The sequence below is a fragment of the Mesorhizobium robiniae genome (genome assembly GCF_040545535.1).
Taxonomy (GTDB): Bacteria; Pseudomonadota; Alphaproteobacteria; order Rhizobiales; family Rhizobiaceae; genus Mesorhizobium; species Mesorhizobium robiniae.
The window spans coordinates 720739-734369 of the sequence record NZ_JBEPMC010000003.1; the positions used below are offsets into that span (position 1 = coordinate 720739).

General features: G+C 64.5%; 14 protein-coding genes. 12 read left to right on the forward strand and 2 right to left on the reverse strand.

Annotation, left to right across the window (positions count from 1 at the left end; translation table 11 throughout):
* Positions 1-7 precede the first annotated feature (7 nt).
* The 3 genes from exbB to ABID19_RS11680 are packed head-to-tail and all read left to right on the forward strand — an operon-like array spanning position 8 to position 2397.
* Positions 8-967: a tonB-system energizer ExbB gene (gene exbB, locus ABID19_RS11670; RefSeq protein ID WP_354490589.1), complete on the forward strand. Its 960-nt coding sequence runs from the start codon at positions 8-10 to the stop codon at positions 965-967.
* A gap of 15 nt (positions 968-982) precedes the next feature.
* On the forward strand, positions 983-1441 hold the full coding sequence (exbD, locus tag ABID19_RS11675) for a TonB system transport protein ExbD (RefSeq protein ID WP_354490591.1): 459 nt from the start codon (positions 983-985) through the stop codon (positions 1439-1441).
* Positions 1441-2397 carry an energy transducer TonB family protein gene (locus ABID19_RS11680; protein WP_354490593.1) on the forward strand — a complete coding sequence of 319 codons (957 nt, stop codon included), beginning with the start codon at positions 1441-1443 and terminating at the stop codon, positions 2395-2397. The genes exbD and ABID19_RS11680 overlap by 1 nt, the downstream gene beginning before the upstream one ends.
* 45 nt (positions 2398-2442) lie before the next feature.
* Here ABID19_RS11680 and ABID19_RS11685 read toward each other — a convergent pair whose 3' ends face one another.
* Both ABID19_RS11685 and ABID19_RS11690 read right to left on the reverse strand, forming a co-directional pair.
* Complete coding sequence (locus ABID19_RS11685) at positions 2443-3696, reverse strand: ATP-binding protein (RefSeq protein ID WP_354490594.1); 1254 nt, start codon at positions 3694-3696, stop codon at positions 2443-2445.
* Complete coding sequence (locus ABID19_RS11690) at positions 3693-4418, reverse strand: response regulator (protein ID WP_354490595.1); 726 nt, start codon at positions 4416-4418, stop codon at positions 3693-3695. Before ABID19_RS11690 ends, ABID19_RS11685 begins: the two co-directional genes overlap by 4 nt.
* A gap of 219 nt (positions 4419-4637) precedes the next feature.
* On the opposite strand from ABID19_RS11690, the gene ABID19_RS11695 reads away from it, so the two are divergent.
* From ABID19_RS11695 to arsC, 9 genes are all read left to right on the forward strand, one after another.
* Entirely contained in the window at positions 4638-5312 is a 675-nt protein-coding gene (locus ABID19_RS11695; RefSeq protein ID WP_354490597.1) for a hypothetical protein, read from the forward strand.
* Positions 5313-5402: 90 nt separating this feature from the next.
* Complete coding sequence (locus ABID19_RS11700) at positions 5403-5588, forward strand: hypothetical protein (RefSeq protein ID WP_354490599.1); 186 nt, start codon at positions 5403-5405, stop codon at positions 5586-5588.
* A complete protein-coding gene (locus tag ABID19_RS11705; RefSeq protein WP_354490601.1) occupies positions 5578-6750 on the forward strand; it encodes an efflux RND transporter periplasmic adaptor subunit in 1173 nt (390 codons plus the stop codon). Before ABID19_RS11700 ends, ABID19_RS11705 begins: the two co-directional genes overlap by 11 nt.
* Entirely contained in the window at positions 6747-9878 is a 3132-nt protein-coding gene (locus ABID19_RS11710; RefSeq protein WP_354490602.1) for an efflux RND transporter permease subunit, read from the forward strand. The genes ABID19_RS11705 and ABID19_RS11710 overlap by 4 nt, the downstream gene beginning before the upstream one ends.
* 133 nt (positions 9879-10011) lie before the next feature.
* Positions 10012-11475 carry an efflux transporter outer membrane subunit gene (locus ABID19_RS11715; protein ID WP_354490603.1) on the forward strand — a complete coding sequence of 488 codons (1464 nt, stop codon included), beginning with the start codon at positions 10012-10014 and terminating at the stop codon, positions 11473-11475.
* Between the two features lie 121 nt (positions 11476-11596).
* The gene (locus tag ABID19_RS11720; protein ID WP_354490604.1) at positions 11597-11929 is read left to right on the forward strand and encodes an ArsR/SmtB family transcription factor; all 333 of its coding nucleotides are present in this window, start codon (positions 11597-11599) and stop codon (positions 11927-11929) included.
* A gap of 9 nt (positions 11930-11938) precedes the next feature.
* Positions 11939-12445, forward strand: a complete 507-nt coding sequence (locus ABID19_RS11725) for an arsenate reductase ArsC (protein WP_354490606.1) — start codon at positions 11939-11941, stop codon at positions 12443-12445.
* 4 nt (positions 12446-12449) lie between these two features.
* Positions 12450-13139 carry an MIP/aquaporin family protein gene (locus tag ABID19_RS11730; protein WP_354490608.1) on the forward strand — a complete coding sequence of 230 codons (690 nt, stop codon included), beginning with the start codon at positions 12450-12452 and terminating at the stop codon, positions 13137-13139.
* Positions 13136-13558 carry an arsenate reductase (glutaredoxin) gene (gene arsC, locus ABID19_RS11735; RefSeq protein ID WP_354490610.1) on the forward strand — a complete coding sequence of 141 codons (423 nt, stop codon included), beginning with the start codon at positions 13136-13138 and terminating at the stop codon, positions 13556-13558. The genes ABID19_RS11730 and arsC overlap by 4 nt, the downstream gene beginning before the upstream one ends.
* Positions 13559-13631: the final 73 nt, after the last annotated feature.

Consider the following 13631-nt stretch of genomic DNA (forward strand, 5'->3'; position numbering starts at 1 on the left):
GAAACCCTTGTCCAGACATGGTTTGTTCGCCGCGTTGATCGCATCTGTCATCCTGTCGGCCGGCGGCACTGCCGCCCAGGAGCAACCGGGCACTGCCGCCCAGGAGCAACCGGGCGCGGCTCCGGCGATCGAGGCTCCCGCTCCCGCGCCTGGAGAGGCTGCGCCGGGCGCGGTTGCGCCGCCGGCAACGCAGCCCGGCGTGGCGACGCCTACGGAGACTACGCCTATCGAGACCGGCCCTTCCACGGCGACGTCCCTGACCCTGCCACATGATCTGTCGCCATGGGGGATGTTCATGGCAGCCGACATCGTCGTGAAAGCGGTGATGATCGGGCTGGCATTCGCGTCCTTCGTCACCTGGACGATATGGCTGGCCAAATCGCTGGAGATCCTTGGCGGCAAGCTGCGCGCCCGCCGCGCGGCACAAGCGATCGGCAATGCCGCCACGCTGAACCAGGCCGGCCGCGCGCTTGGCCACGATGGCGGCCCTGGCGCCCTGCTGGTGCGGGCAGCCGAAGAAGAGACCGCGCTTTCGGCCGGCTCGCTCGACCATGTATCCGGCGACGGGCTGAAGGAACGGGTCACCTCGCGCCTGTCGCGCATCGAGGCGGCGGCGGCGCGGCGCATGTCGCGCGGCACCGGCGTGCTGGCGACCATAGGCTCGACCGCGCCCTTTGTCGGCCTTTTCGGCACGGTCTGGGGCATCATGAACGCCTTCATCGGCATCTCACAGGCGCAGACCACCAATCTCGCCGTTGTCGCGCCGGGCATTGCGGAAGCCCTGCTGGCCACCGCGATGGGCCTTGTCGCGGCGATCCCGGCGGTGGTCATCTACAACGTCTTTGCACGATCGATAGCCGGCTACAGGCAGATCCTCGCCGACGCGTCGGCAGGGGTCGAACGGCTGGTCAGCCGGGATCTGGATTTCCGCATGGTCGCGCCGGCAAAGTCGATGGCCGCGGAATGAACACGGAGTGAGGCCATGGCGGCTAGAATTCGAGAGAACATCGACGGCGATCTCGAGGAAAACCACGAGATCAACGTCACGCCGTTCATCGACGTGATCCTGGTCCTGCTGATCATCTTCATGGTCGCGGCACCGCTGGCGACGGTGGATGTCAATGTCGACCTGCCGGGCTCGACCGCGACGCCGGCTCCGCGGCCGGAGACGCCGCTGTTCCTGACCTTGAAAAATGATCTCAGCCTGGCGGTCGGCAACGATGCAGTGCCGCGCGAAGCCTTCGCCGCCACGCTCGTCGGCAGGACAAAAGGCGACAGGCAGACGCGCATCTTCCTGCGTGCCGACAAGGCGGTCGGCTATGGCGATCTAATGGAGGTGATGAACCTTTTGCGGGGCGCCGGCTATCTGAAGATCGCGCTGGTCGGCCTCGAGACGATGCCCGGCGATGCCGCGGCGCCGCAAAACGGAACGGCTCAATAATGTCGCCGGCGGCCGCTCTGCCTATGGCCGATCAGCGCCGTCTCGGCGTACGCGAGATGGCGTGGTGGGCGGGCGCGGCTGCGCTGGTTCTGGTGACGCATGCCGCGATCGGCTATGCGATGCAGAGCTGGCGCCCGGCAGCGCCCGATGGCGGGCCGCCGCAGGCCCAGGTGATCGAGCTGTCGCCGATGGCGTTCACGCCGGCCGTGCCGGCCCCGATACCGGAGGAGTTGACGCCCGATCAGCCGGATCCGGCCGAGGAACCCGAGACAGCCGAAACGGAGCCTCCACCCGAACCGCCCGTCGAGCAGGCAGAGCCAGTCGAAGAGCCGTCGGAAGCCGCTCCGGCCGACGCAGTCGAGCCCACTCCGCCGACCGTGGCGGAACGGGTCGACCAGCCGCCGCTCGAGGAGGTCGTGCCTGACGTTGCCGAGGCCGTCACGCCGGAAGTGGTCATCCCGCTGCCGCAGCCAAAACCGGTCGACAAACCCGTCGAGGCCAAGCCAAAGAAGCAGGCAAAGGCCAAGGTGAAGGAGCCGGCTGAGGTCAAGGCGAAGAAGCCGGTCAGAGAGGCCAGACAGCGTCCGAAAAAGGAGAAAGCCGCACCGGCTGCGAAATCCGCAGCCAGGGCGGCCGCATCGAAACCGGCCAAAGCTCCGGCTTCGAGATCCGGTGTGAGCTCGTCCAAATGGAACTCGCAGTTGCATGCCTGGATCAGGCGGCACACGCGCTACCCGAGGGCGGCGAAAGCCCGGCGCGAGGAAGGTAGTCCACGAGTGACCTTTACGGTCGATGGATCCGGGCGCGTTCTATCGGCCCGGCTGGCTCGTTCATCCGGTTATCCGGACCTCGATCGCGCGGCGCTCAACGCACTACAGGGCGCCAAAGTGCCAGCGCCGCCGCCGGAAAAAGCGGGCACATCTGTTGCGGCGCCTTTCACATTCAAGCTGGATTAGGTCGCCTGAAAAGAGCTACGGAACGGTCTACGTCGAACGGTCCAATCAGGAAACAGCGTCGAAAACGACCTTTTGGGAAAGGCCGCCGCCGGCACGGTTCTCCAGTGTGATGGTGCCGCCGTAGCGTTCGATGATTTCCTTGGCGATGGCGAGGCCGAGGCCGGCGCCCGGGACGGATTGCCTGCGGCCGGGATCGACTCGAAAGAAAGGCTCGAATGCCTTGCCGAGCAGATCCGGCGGAATGCCGGGTCCGCGATCGGCAATGGTGAGGGCGGCATGGCCGCCCTTGGCGGAAAGCGCGACGCTACAGCCCTTGCCATGCGTGGCGGCGTTGACGACCAGATTGCGTAGTGCGCGGCGAAGGCCGAGCGCGCCTGCCTTGACCGAGACCTTGTCGAGATGGCCGATCGACACGGCGTGACCTAGCGAAATCATCTCGGCTTCGATGTCACGGACCAGTCTTTCGAGGTCGACCGGTTCGACGGCATCGTGATCGACCTCCTCGCGCACCAGCCGGATGGCGCTATCGGCGATGCGGTCGAGCTCCTCGAGATCGTGCAGCCATTTCTCGCGGTCTTCGTCATCCGCCAGGAACTCTGCGCGCAGCCGCATGCGCGTCATCGGTGTTCTCAAATCATGGCCCGCCGCGGCGACGAGGCGCATGCGGCTTTCCATCGCCGACTTGAGCCGGCTCGAAAGCTGATTGAGCGCGCGCGCGGTGGCGCGCACCTCGCCGGAACCCTCTTCCGGCAGAGGCGCAAGAATGCCATCCGGCCCGATGCGTGTTGCTGCGGCCTCCAGCATGACCAGGGGCCTCGTCAGCACAGTCGCGAAATAAAGCGAAACGGCGGTGGCGCCAAGCACGATGAGCGTGATCCAGCCGGACAAGACCAGCCAGCGGTTGGCCGGCGGCGAGAAGTCGGGAATATCGACGGCCATCCAGCGGCCGTCCCGGAGTTGCACTGAGGCGACCATGCCCGGTTTGCCTTCGACTCGCACGACGGTAGCGGGAAAGGCTACCCCGCTGTGTTCCAGCGCCCGGTTGAGAAAACGTGTTGCGCGTTCGTCTTCCTGCCCCTTTGCCGGCTGATCGCCGAGTTTGATCTGGACATCGTTTGCGCTGGCGACATGACCGGGAAGCGACTGCGCCAGAAGCCGGATCTGCCGGGCAACCGGCTCTATTGTGGCTTCAGGCGCTGGTCCCCGCACCACACTGACGACTGCGAGCGTCGCCAGAGCCACCACACCGACGATCGACGCCACCAGAAGCAGCGCAATCCGCGCCCTGAGCGAGGTCATGCGGGCGCGTCCACGGCCTCGACGCGGACGGTCAACTGATAACCGCCATTGCGCACTGTCTTAAAAAGGGGCGCCGCGGCATCCTCGCCGAGCTTGCGCCTCAGCCGGCTCATCAGCACATCGACGGAGCGATCGAGCGGCTCGCGCTCGCGCCCTTGCGTGAGATCGAGAAGCTGGTCGCGCGACAAAACGCGGCCTGGTCTGTCGACAAAGACCTGCAGCAGGTCAAACTCCGCGCCGGTCAGGTCGATCGCCTCGCCGCTGGCATTGGCGACGCGACGGATTTCCGGCTCCATCGTATAGCCGGCAAAGCGATAGATGCGGGCCAAAGCGGGTGCTGCCTGGTCCTGCGCCGAGCGTCGCAGCACGGCCCGTATCCGGGCGGTCAGCTCACGCGGGTTGAACGGCTTGCCAAGATAGTCGTCGGCGCCAAGTTCCAATCCGATGATTCGGTCGACATCCTCCTTCAGCGCCGTCAGCAGGATGACGGGAATATGGGGTTTGCTGTCGCGCAAGGCGCGGCAGATATCGAGCCCCGAGCCGTCAGGCAGCATGACGTCGAGCACGATCAGGTCGAACTGCCCGGTGGCCAGCCTGTGCTCGCATTCGCGCCGGTCCGCCGCCACCGAAACACGGAAACCCTGGCCGTCGAGATAGCGCCCGAGCAGCGTCCTGATCTCGCGATCGTCGTCGACGACAAGGATCTGGGGTTGTGACTGCATGCTTGCCCTGTGCCGTTTGCCCTGTTCGTTACAGATTATAGGGAGAGCCGATGGCCCGCGGCATGGAAAATTTGCAACCGAATGTTTCCAACCCAGAAGCGGAAACATTCGGAAACAAATCTCCCTCTCCTGGAAACCTTCGGTAACAGAGCGAAGCAAACCGGAAAAAGACGCCTCCTATCCTCTCCCCATCCGAAGCATGTGGAAAAGGATCACATCATGCAAAGCAGACTTCTTGCTCTGGGCCTCTTCTCCATCGCGTTCATTCATCCGGCGCTGGCGCAGCCCGCCGACCCTGCCACCGGACCTGGCGGGGAACCGCAGGTCGCTGCAATGCAGAGCGGGCCGAGTGACGGCCCGATGCCGTGGCCTGGCCCACACCGGCCGATGCGGCCCGGCCCGGACGGCTTCGGCCGGCAACATATGGGGCCGCCGGAATTCAGGCTCGCTGCCCGACTTTCCGCGCTCGAGACCCGCATCGGTGTCAGGACCGAGCAGCTCGACGCGTGGCGCGACTATACCAGCGCGCTGCAGGCGACGCTGGCACGGCCCGATCATGGCCCGAATGGTCCCGGCAAACGCGGCCCCGACACGGGAGGCCCCGGCAATGATAGCAATCAGGGTTCCCGCGATCCTTTCGCTTTCCAGGAAAAGCTGGCCGACGATCTTACCGCTCGCGCTGCCTCAGCGGCAAAGCTGAAGTACGCAATCGCAGCACTTCGCGCCAAGCTGACGCCCGAACAGCTCGAAATCCTTGCTTCGGCGGATAGACCGCACGGACCACCCCGCGGCCCATGGGGCAATCCGCCGGACGATGCAGCCGGCCCTGGAGGTTTGCCCGATTCTGGCAAGCAGCTCCCGCCATCCCTACCCCGGACGGACGAGCAACTCTGACCGGCTGCACCGGCCGGCCCGCTGACCTACCCCGTTGCCGGGCCGGCCGGCCCCTTATGAAAGAGAATTTCCATGTGGGAGATGTTCTTGATGCTGCGGCTGCTGATGGCGACCGTGCCCGAGCAGCATCGGCGCGGTTCGGCCACGACGCTTCGGTCGCTGCAGGCCTTCACCGGCGCGACCAGGCTCGTCTTCGGCACTTGGCGCCTTTCGCTCGGTGTTCCCCATTTCGAGAAAACCAGTTCAACGAACGCCGAGAAGACCGATGGCCGCTAGATTGTCGAGCAAGAAATACCTGCTGCTTTTCGCCGTCATTCTCGCCATAGCGATTGCCGCCATGCTCAAGGCCTATGGGCGCGGCAATATCGATGCGAGCGGCGCCGATGCGACCGCGGACAAGACACCTGCCATCGTGCAGGGCGCCTCGCTGACAGTTTCGGTCGAAAAGGTGCGCAAGGATGAAATCACTTCCGCGATCACCGCCACCGGCACGGTTCAAGCCTGGCAGGAAGCCACGATCGGCTCGCAGACGAGCGGCCTGCAACTGACCGAGGTTCTCGTTGCCGAGGGCGACAACGTCAGCAAAGGCGATGTGATCGCGCGCCTCGATGATGCGGTGCTGAAGGCCCAACTTGCCGAGCAGAAGGCAGCCGTCGAGCAGGCGCGTGCCACGCTGGAGGCGGCCGAGACGGCTTCGGCGCGCGCCAAAAAGCTCATCACCAGCAATGCGATCAGCGCCGAGACGGCCGAGGAAAGAGCAACCACGGTCAAGACCAGCCAGGCACAACTCGCCCAGGCCGAGGCGGCCGCCGACAACATCGCCGCGCAACTCGCGCGGACCGAAATCCACGCTCCCTTCGACGGCACGGTTTCCACCAGGCCGGCGGTCACCGGTTCCATCGTTCAATCCACCACGGAACTGATGAGGATCGTGCGCGACGGCAAGGTCGAGGTCGCCGTGCAGATGCCCGAGAAAGATCTGGCCTCGATCAGGGTCGGCCAGGCGGCGACCATCACCGACGCTTCCAGCCAGGCGCATCCCGGCAAGGTCGACTCGATTGCCGAGAAGGTCGACGGCACCACAAGGCTGGGCACCGTCTATGTCGCGCCGCAGGACAATTCCGGGCTCAGGCCCGGCATGTTTGCCCGCGTCTCGATCGCCACGTCTGCGGCGCAGGTCCTGAATGTTGCGGAAAGCGCGCTGACATGGCGCGATGGCAAACCGGGCGTCTTCGTCGTCGGCCAACACGGCAAGGTCGCGGCCCGCGCGGTGGAGACCGGCAGCCGCAAGGGCGGCCGGGTCGCCATCGTCTCCGGGCTGGCCGAAGGCGAGAGCGTCGTCGTCTCCGGCGCGGGTTTGCTCAATGACGGCAATCTCGTTCGCGTCGCGGCGGGAGATGCCGGCCAGGCCGCATCGAACACGGAGGCGGTGCGGTGAACGCCATTTCATCCTGGTCGATCCGCAATCCGGTTCCGACCATCGTCCTGTTCCTGTCGCTGACGATTGCCGGCCTCTACGGCTTCATACAGCTCAGAACCAACAACATGCCCGATATCGACCTGCCGACCGTCACCGTCACGGTGACGCAGGCGGGTGCCGCGCCGAGTGAGATGGAAGTGCAGGTCGCGCAGGTCATCGAGAACGCCGTGGCGAGCCTGGACGGCGTCGACGACGTCTCAACCTCGATCAGCGAAGGCTCTTCGGTCACGTCAGTCGAGTTCACGCTCGACACCGACCCCGAGACAGCCACCAACGACGTGCGCAACGCGGTCTCCAGCGTCCAGTCCAGCCTGCCTGCCGCTGCCGTCGCGCCCGTCGTGACGAAGGTAAATGCATCAGGCAATTCGGTGCTGACTTATGTGGTCGAGGCGCCGGCCATGTCGCCCGACGCGCTGAGCTGGTACATCGACAATGACGTCGCCAAGGCGATGTTGGGTGTCGACGGCGTGTCCAAGATCACCCGTTCGGGCGGCGTCGACCGGGTGATCCGTGTCGAGCTCGATCCCGACCGCCTTGCCGCGCTCGGCATCAGCGCCGGCGATGTCAGCCAGACGCTCGCTTCCATCAACGTCAACCAGCCAGGTGGCCGCACGACGATCGGCAGCCAGGAGCAGTCGGTCCGCACGCTGGCCAGTGCCCAGACCGTTGAGGCGTTGGCCGACACACGCATCGCGCTTTCCGGAGCCGGCGACGTCAAACTGTCCGATCTCGGCAAGGTGGTCGACAGCTGGGAAAAGCCACGCCAGACCGCCTATCTCGACGGCAGGCAAGTCGTTGCCTTCAACATCTACCGGTCGGTCGGTTCGAGCGAGATCGACGTGGTCAAGGCCGCGCGCGCCGCGATTGCCGAGATGGGCGCGAAGACAGATGCAGCCAAATTTACCGAGGTCACCTCGTCTTCGGGTTTTGTTCAGGAAAGCTACGATGCCGCGTTCGAGGCGCTGTGGCTTGGCGCGCTGCTCGCCATCGGCGTCGTCTGGCTGTTCCTGCGCGACATCAGGGCGACGCTGGTGTCGGCGGTCGCCATGCCGCTGTCGTTGATCCCGACCTTCGCGGTGATGGCGGCGTTCGACATCTCGCTCAGCAATATCACCTTGCTCGCTCTGTCGCTGGTGGTTGGCATCCTCGTCGACGACGCCATCGTCGAGATCGAGAACATCGTGCGCCACATGCGCCAGACCGGCAGCAGCGCCTATCAAGCGGCGATCGAGGCCGCCGACGAGATCGGCCTCGCCGTGGTGGCGACCACCGCGACAATCGTCGCCGTCTTCCTGCCAGTGGCCTTCATGCCCGGCATCCCCGGAAAATTTTTCGTCAGCTTCGCTGTCGCGGTGTGCGTGTCGGTGCTGTTCTCGCTGCTGGTGGCACGCATGCTGACCCCTCTGATGGGCGCCTATCTGGTGCGCGCCGGCGGCCACAGCGAAGAGGATACGCCGGCCTGGGTGCCGACCTATCTCTGGCTGCTGCGCAAGGCGCTCGACCATCGCTGGATCACACTTCTTGCCGGCATCGCGTTCTTCGCCGGCTCGATAGCGCTGGCGACGCAGCTGCCGACCGAATTCATGGCGGCGACGGATCGCGGCCGTTCGGTGATCTCGGTCGAATTGCAGCCCGGCTCGACGATCGAGCAGACGACAGCCGTGGTGCAAGACATCACCAGGCGCCTGGAGGGCGAAGCGGCGGTCGACAGCATCTTTGCCACGATCGGCACCGCGGCCGAGTCGGGCGGCGGGCCGAACCGCGGATCGACATCTGCCGAAGTGCGCAGCGCCAATGTCACCGTCAATCTGAAGCCGCGCGACGAGCGGACTGTCAGCCAGCAGGAATTCGAGGCCGACGCCTCACCGAAGCTCAACGACATTGCCGGTGCCCGCATTCAGTTCGGCGCCGACGGCTTTTCGGGCGCCAAGGTGTCGATCACGCTGGTGGGCGACAATGGCGATACGCTGCAGAAGACCAGCGATGCGCTGATCGACCAGATGAAGTCGGTTCCCGGCCTCGGCAATCCGACGTCGACGGCTGCAACGACGAAGCCCGAGCTGATCGTGCGTCCCGACAGCGCCAAGGCGGCCGAGCTTGGCATCACCCCGACCGAGATCGCCCAGACGGTGAAGATCGCCACTGTCGGCGATACCGACACCAGCCTGCCGAAATTCAATCTCGGTGATCGCCAGGTGTCGATCGTCGTGACCTTGCCCGATGGAGCTATCGACGAGCCTTCGAAGCTCGCCATCCTGCCGCTGACCGGCACCAAGGGCACAGTGCCGCTTGCCGCGATCGCCGACATCAGCTTCAGCGCCGGACCGAACAGCATCGCGCGGGTGGATCGCAGCCGCAGCGCCACCGTCGAGGCGGATCTTTCCGGCATCACGCTCGGCGAGGCGACTACGGCCATCCGCGCCCTGCCGGCAATGCAGAACCTGCCCGAAGGCGTGCGCGAGCTGGCACGCGGCGACGCCGCCCGAATGCGGGAGCTATTCTCAGGCTTTGCCACGGCGATCGCCGCCGGCATCCTGCTGATGTACCTGACGCTGGTGCTTCTGTTCGGCAGCTTCGTGCAACCGGTGACGATCCTGGTCGCGCTGCCCTTGTCGGTCGGCGGTGCGCTCGGCTTCATGCTGATCACCGGCAAGGCGCTTGGGCTTTCGACGCTGATCGGCCTGTTGATGCTAATGGGTATCGCGGCGAAGAACTCGATCCTGCTGGTCGAGTATGCGCTGATCGCCGAACGGGAACGCGGCATGAGCCGCTTCGAGGCTTTGATCGACGCCGCCCGCAAGCGGGCCCGGCCGATCGTGATGACGTCGATCGCCATGGGCGCCGGCATGCTGCCGATCGCGCTCGGCATCGGCGCCGACGCCGAGACACGCGCTCCGATGGCGATCGCCGTGATCGGCGGGCTCATCTCCTCGACCCTGCTCAGCCTGGTCTACGTGCCGGTGGTCTACACCTTCATGGACGACATCCAGCGCTTGCTTAGCCGCCATCTGCGCAAGCTGCTGGTGGAAGGGTCCGGCGCGGACGAAGCAGCTGATCTGCCAGGCGCCCGGACTGGAAGCAGGTGATCGACACGCTGGTGGGCTGCGCGGGCGGATGCCGAGCGGCAAGCAACAGTCAATCGGAATTGAAGGCAGACGTATGAAAAATGAAGGCGAAGTAGGCTCGACGGCAGGAGCATCCGAGAGAGCGCCGGCAGGGATGCGAATTGCTGTCCTGATGCTGACCGCGACATCCCTTGCGGGATGCGTCGTCGGCCCGGACTATCAAAAACCAACTCTGGCGATGCCGGCCATGTGGAGCGGCCAGAAATCGTCAAAGCCCGTCAAGCCGCCGCAATTGTCGAAATGGTGGCAGCGCCTGCGTGATCCCCAACTGAATGCTCTTGTCGACGAGGCGATTGCCGGCAATCTCGACGTTGCCACCGCGAAAGCCAAGATTCGCGAGGCGCGCGCCAGCTATCGCCAGAGCGCCGGAACATTGTTCCCGTCCGTGGACGGCTCCGGGTCCGCCACGCGCAACAAGGACAGCTCGTCCTCGGGCGGGACCGCCACCGATCCCTACAGCCTCTACCAGGCCGGCTTCGACGCCAGTTGGGAGCTCGACCTGTTCGGCGCCAATCGCAGAAGCGTTGAGGCCGCCCGCTACGGGCTGGATGCGTCCGAGGAAGAGCTTCGTTCGACGCTTCTCACCCTGATCGGCGATGTTGTATCCTATTATGCCGAGGCGCGCGGCTACCAGGCGCGTATTGGCCTCGCCCAGCGTGCAGCCGCGTCGCAAAAGCAAACCGCGGTCCTCACCCGCACCATGGCGCAAGCCGGCATGTCGACGGCGGCGGATGTTGCGAAGGCCATGGGACAGGCAAGCAGCACGGAAGCCGATGTTCCGGCCCTGGAAGCAACCTATGCCGAAGCGATGCATCGGCTTTCCGTGCTCACGGGCCGTCCGCCCGCTGCCCTGAACGAGCGGCTGAAGCGCGTTGCGCCGATACCAACGCCGCGTCTGCCCATCCCGACCGGGATTCCTGCCGACATTCTGCTCTCCCGCCCCGACGTCCGTATGGCGGAGCGGCAATATGCGCAATATACCGCTAAGATCGGTCAGGCTGAGGCGGCTCGCTATCCCGGCGTGAGTCTGACGGGGGACATCGACACGACCGCCTTCAAAGTCGGTGATCTCGGCAAGAATTCATCGATCGGCTGGTCCTTCGGGCCGACGCTCAGCGTGCCGGTTTTCAATGCGGGACAGTTGAAGGCCGCCGTCGAGGTGGCGAGAGCCCAGCGCGATCAGTATTTCATCGCCTACAGATCGTCTGTGCTGACGGCCCTCGAAGACGTGGAAAACGCGATCGTTTCGCTACGCCAAGAGCGCATCAGGAACGGCAGGCTTGCCTCTTCCGCGAAGTCCTACGGGGACGCCACGCGGCTGGAGCGCGCGCGCTACAAGTCCGGAGAAACAAGTCTTCTCGACGTGCTCGACGCGGAGCGATCGCTCTATGACGCCGAGGACGATCTCCTGCAAAGCCGCGTGGCGATCGCGACCGACTACATCGCCCTCCACAAGGCGCTCGGCGGCGGCTGGGATGGCACGATCGACACCGCGAAACTTGAAATCGTCGACGTCAAGACCGGCCCGCGCCTGGCGTCAAAGCCTGTGACGCAGTGAGGACGGTGCGCCTGCGCCCGTCGTCCGCACATTTGCGGGTGAAGATGATGGGCCGCTTGCCCGCGTCATCCGGCTGTCATATGCGGGCCATACACATCCATAATTCCGGATTCCAGGATGCATGGATAAGAACACCGCTCTTCTCGCGTTGGCTGCGCTTGGCCAGGACACCAGGCTCGAAGTGTTTCGCCTGCTGGTCCGGGCGGGTGCGGATGGTGTTCCGGCCGGCGAGATCGCCTCGCGCCTCGGTACGGTGCAAAACACCATGTCGGCGCATCTGAGGGTCCTTGACCATGCCGGCCTGGTCCGCGCCGAGCGCGACGGCCGGACAATCCGCTACGTCGCCGACATGACCGGCTTTCGCGATCTGCTTGCCTATCTCATGGAGGATTGCTGCAACGGCGCGCCGGAGCTCTGTCAGCCTGTCATTCAGGCGGTGACCTGCAACTGTTAGAAGGACGCCATGAGCGAGCCATACAATGTTCTTTTCCTGTGCACCGGCAATTCGGCACGGTCGATCCTCGCCGAGGCGATCCTGAACCGTGTCGGCGCCGGCAAGTTCAGGGCCTATTCGGCCGGATCACACCCGAATGGAGAAGTCCATCCCTACGCGCTCCAGCTCTTGAAAACCCTCAACCACGACACGTCCTTCGCCCGTTCGAAAGACTGGCAGGAATTCGCAGCTCCCGGCGCGCCCGAAATGAATTTCGTTTTCACCGTCTGCGACAACGCGGCCAATGAATCGTGCCCGGTCTGGCCGGGACAGCCGATGACGGCGCATTGGGGCGTGCCCGACCCGGCCGCCGTGGACGGCACGGACGCCGAAAAGCACCTGGCCTTTCACGAAGCCTATCGCATGCTCAACAACCGCATCTCGATCTTCGTCAGCCTGCCGATGAACACGATCGACAAGCTCGCCCTGCAGAAACGACTGGATGAGATCGGCCGCGATCTGCCGAAGGCCGGCTAAAATCATGGCGGCTGACATGTCACGTCGCATCGTCGCGGAAGCGCTCGGCACGGCGATGCTCGTCGCGACGGTCGTCGGGTCCGGCATCATGGCCGACAGGCTGACGGATGATGTGGGTCTCGCCTTGCTCGGCAATACTTTGCCGACCGGAGCGATCCTGGTGGTGCTGATCACCATACTCGGGCCGATTTCCGGCGCGCATTTCAATCCGGCAGTGACGCTGGTTTTTGCTCTCCGGCGCGAAATCGATGCAAACGCTGCGTTGGCTTACGTCATCGCCCAGATTGTCGGCGGCGTCGCCGGGACGTTGCTGGCGCACGCCATGTTCGAACTGCCTCTCCTACAGATCTCCCAAACCGTGCGGACCGGAAACGGACAATGGATTGCAGAGTTGGTGGCCGCCTTTGGTCTGGTCTTCACCATTCTGGCAGGACTTCGCTTCCGTTCGGATGCGATTCCATGGCTCGTCGGCCTTTACATCACCGCGGCCTATTGGTTCACGGCTTCGACGTCGTTTGCCAATCCAGCCGTCGCCATTGCGCGGGCGGTTTCCAACACCTTCGCGGGCATCCGGCCGATGGATCTGCCGGCGTTTATCGTCGCCGAACTTCTGGGGGCACTGCTCGCCATGGCCTTGGCGGGATGGCTGCTTAGCGACCCTAAACCAATTGGACAGATGAGAGCTGCGAAATGACCATCAGCATCTATCACAACCCCGATTGCGGCACCTCGCGCAACACGCTCGCCATCATCAGGCAGTCCGGCGAAGAGCCTGAGGTGATCGAGTATCTGAAAAACCCACCGTCGCGCGAACGGCTGGTCGAGCTGATCGCGGCGCTGGGGATGACGCCGCGCGACTTGCTGCGCGAGAAGGGTACGCCTTACGCCGAGCTCAATCTCGGCGATCCCAAATGGACCGACGACGAGATTCTGGATTTCATGCTGGCGCATCCGATCCTGATCAACCGGCCGATCGTGGTGACGCCGCTTGGCACCATGCTTGCTCGGCCGTCCGAAGCCGTTCTCGATATCCTGCCGAACCAGGATATCGGGCCGTTTACCAAGGAAGACGGCGAGGTCGTCGTCGACGCCGAGGGTAAGCGTGTCGTCTAGTTATTTCGAGCTTTTTCGAAATTTGCTTTGACACCATGGCGAGCTGTATTTATCTATTTCGATTAAATTCGAA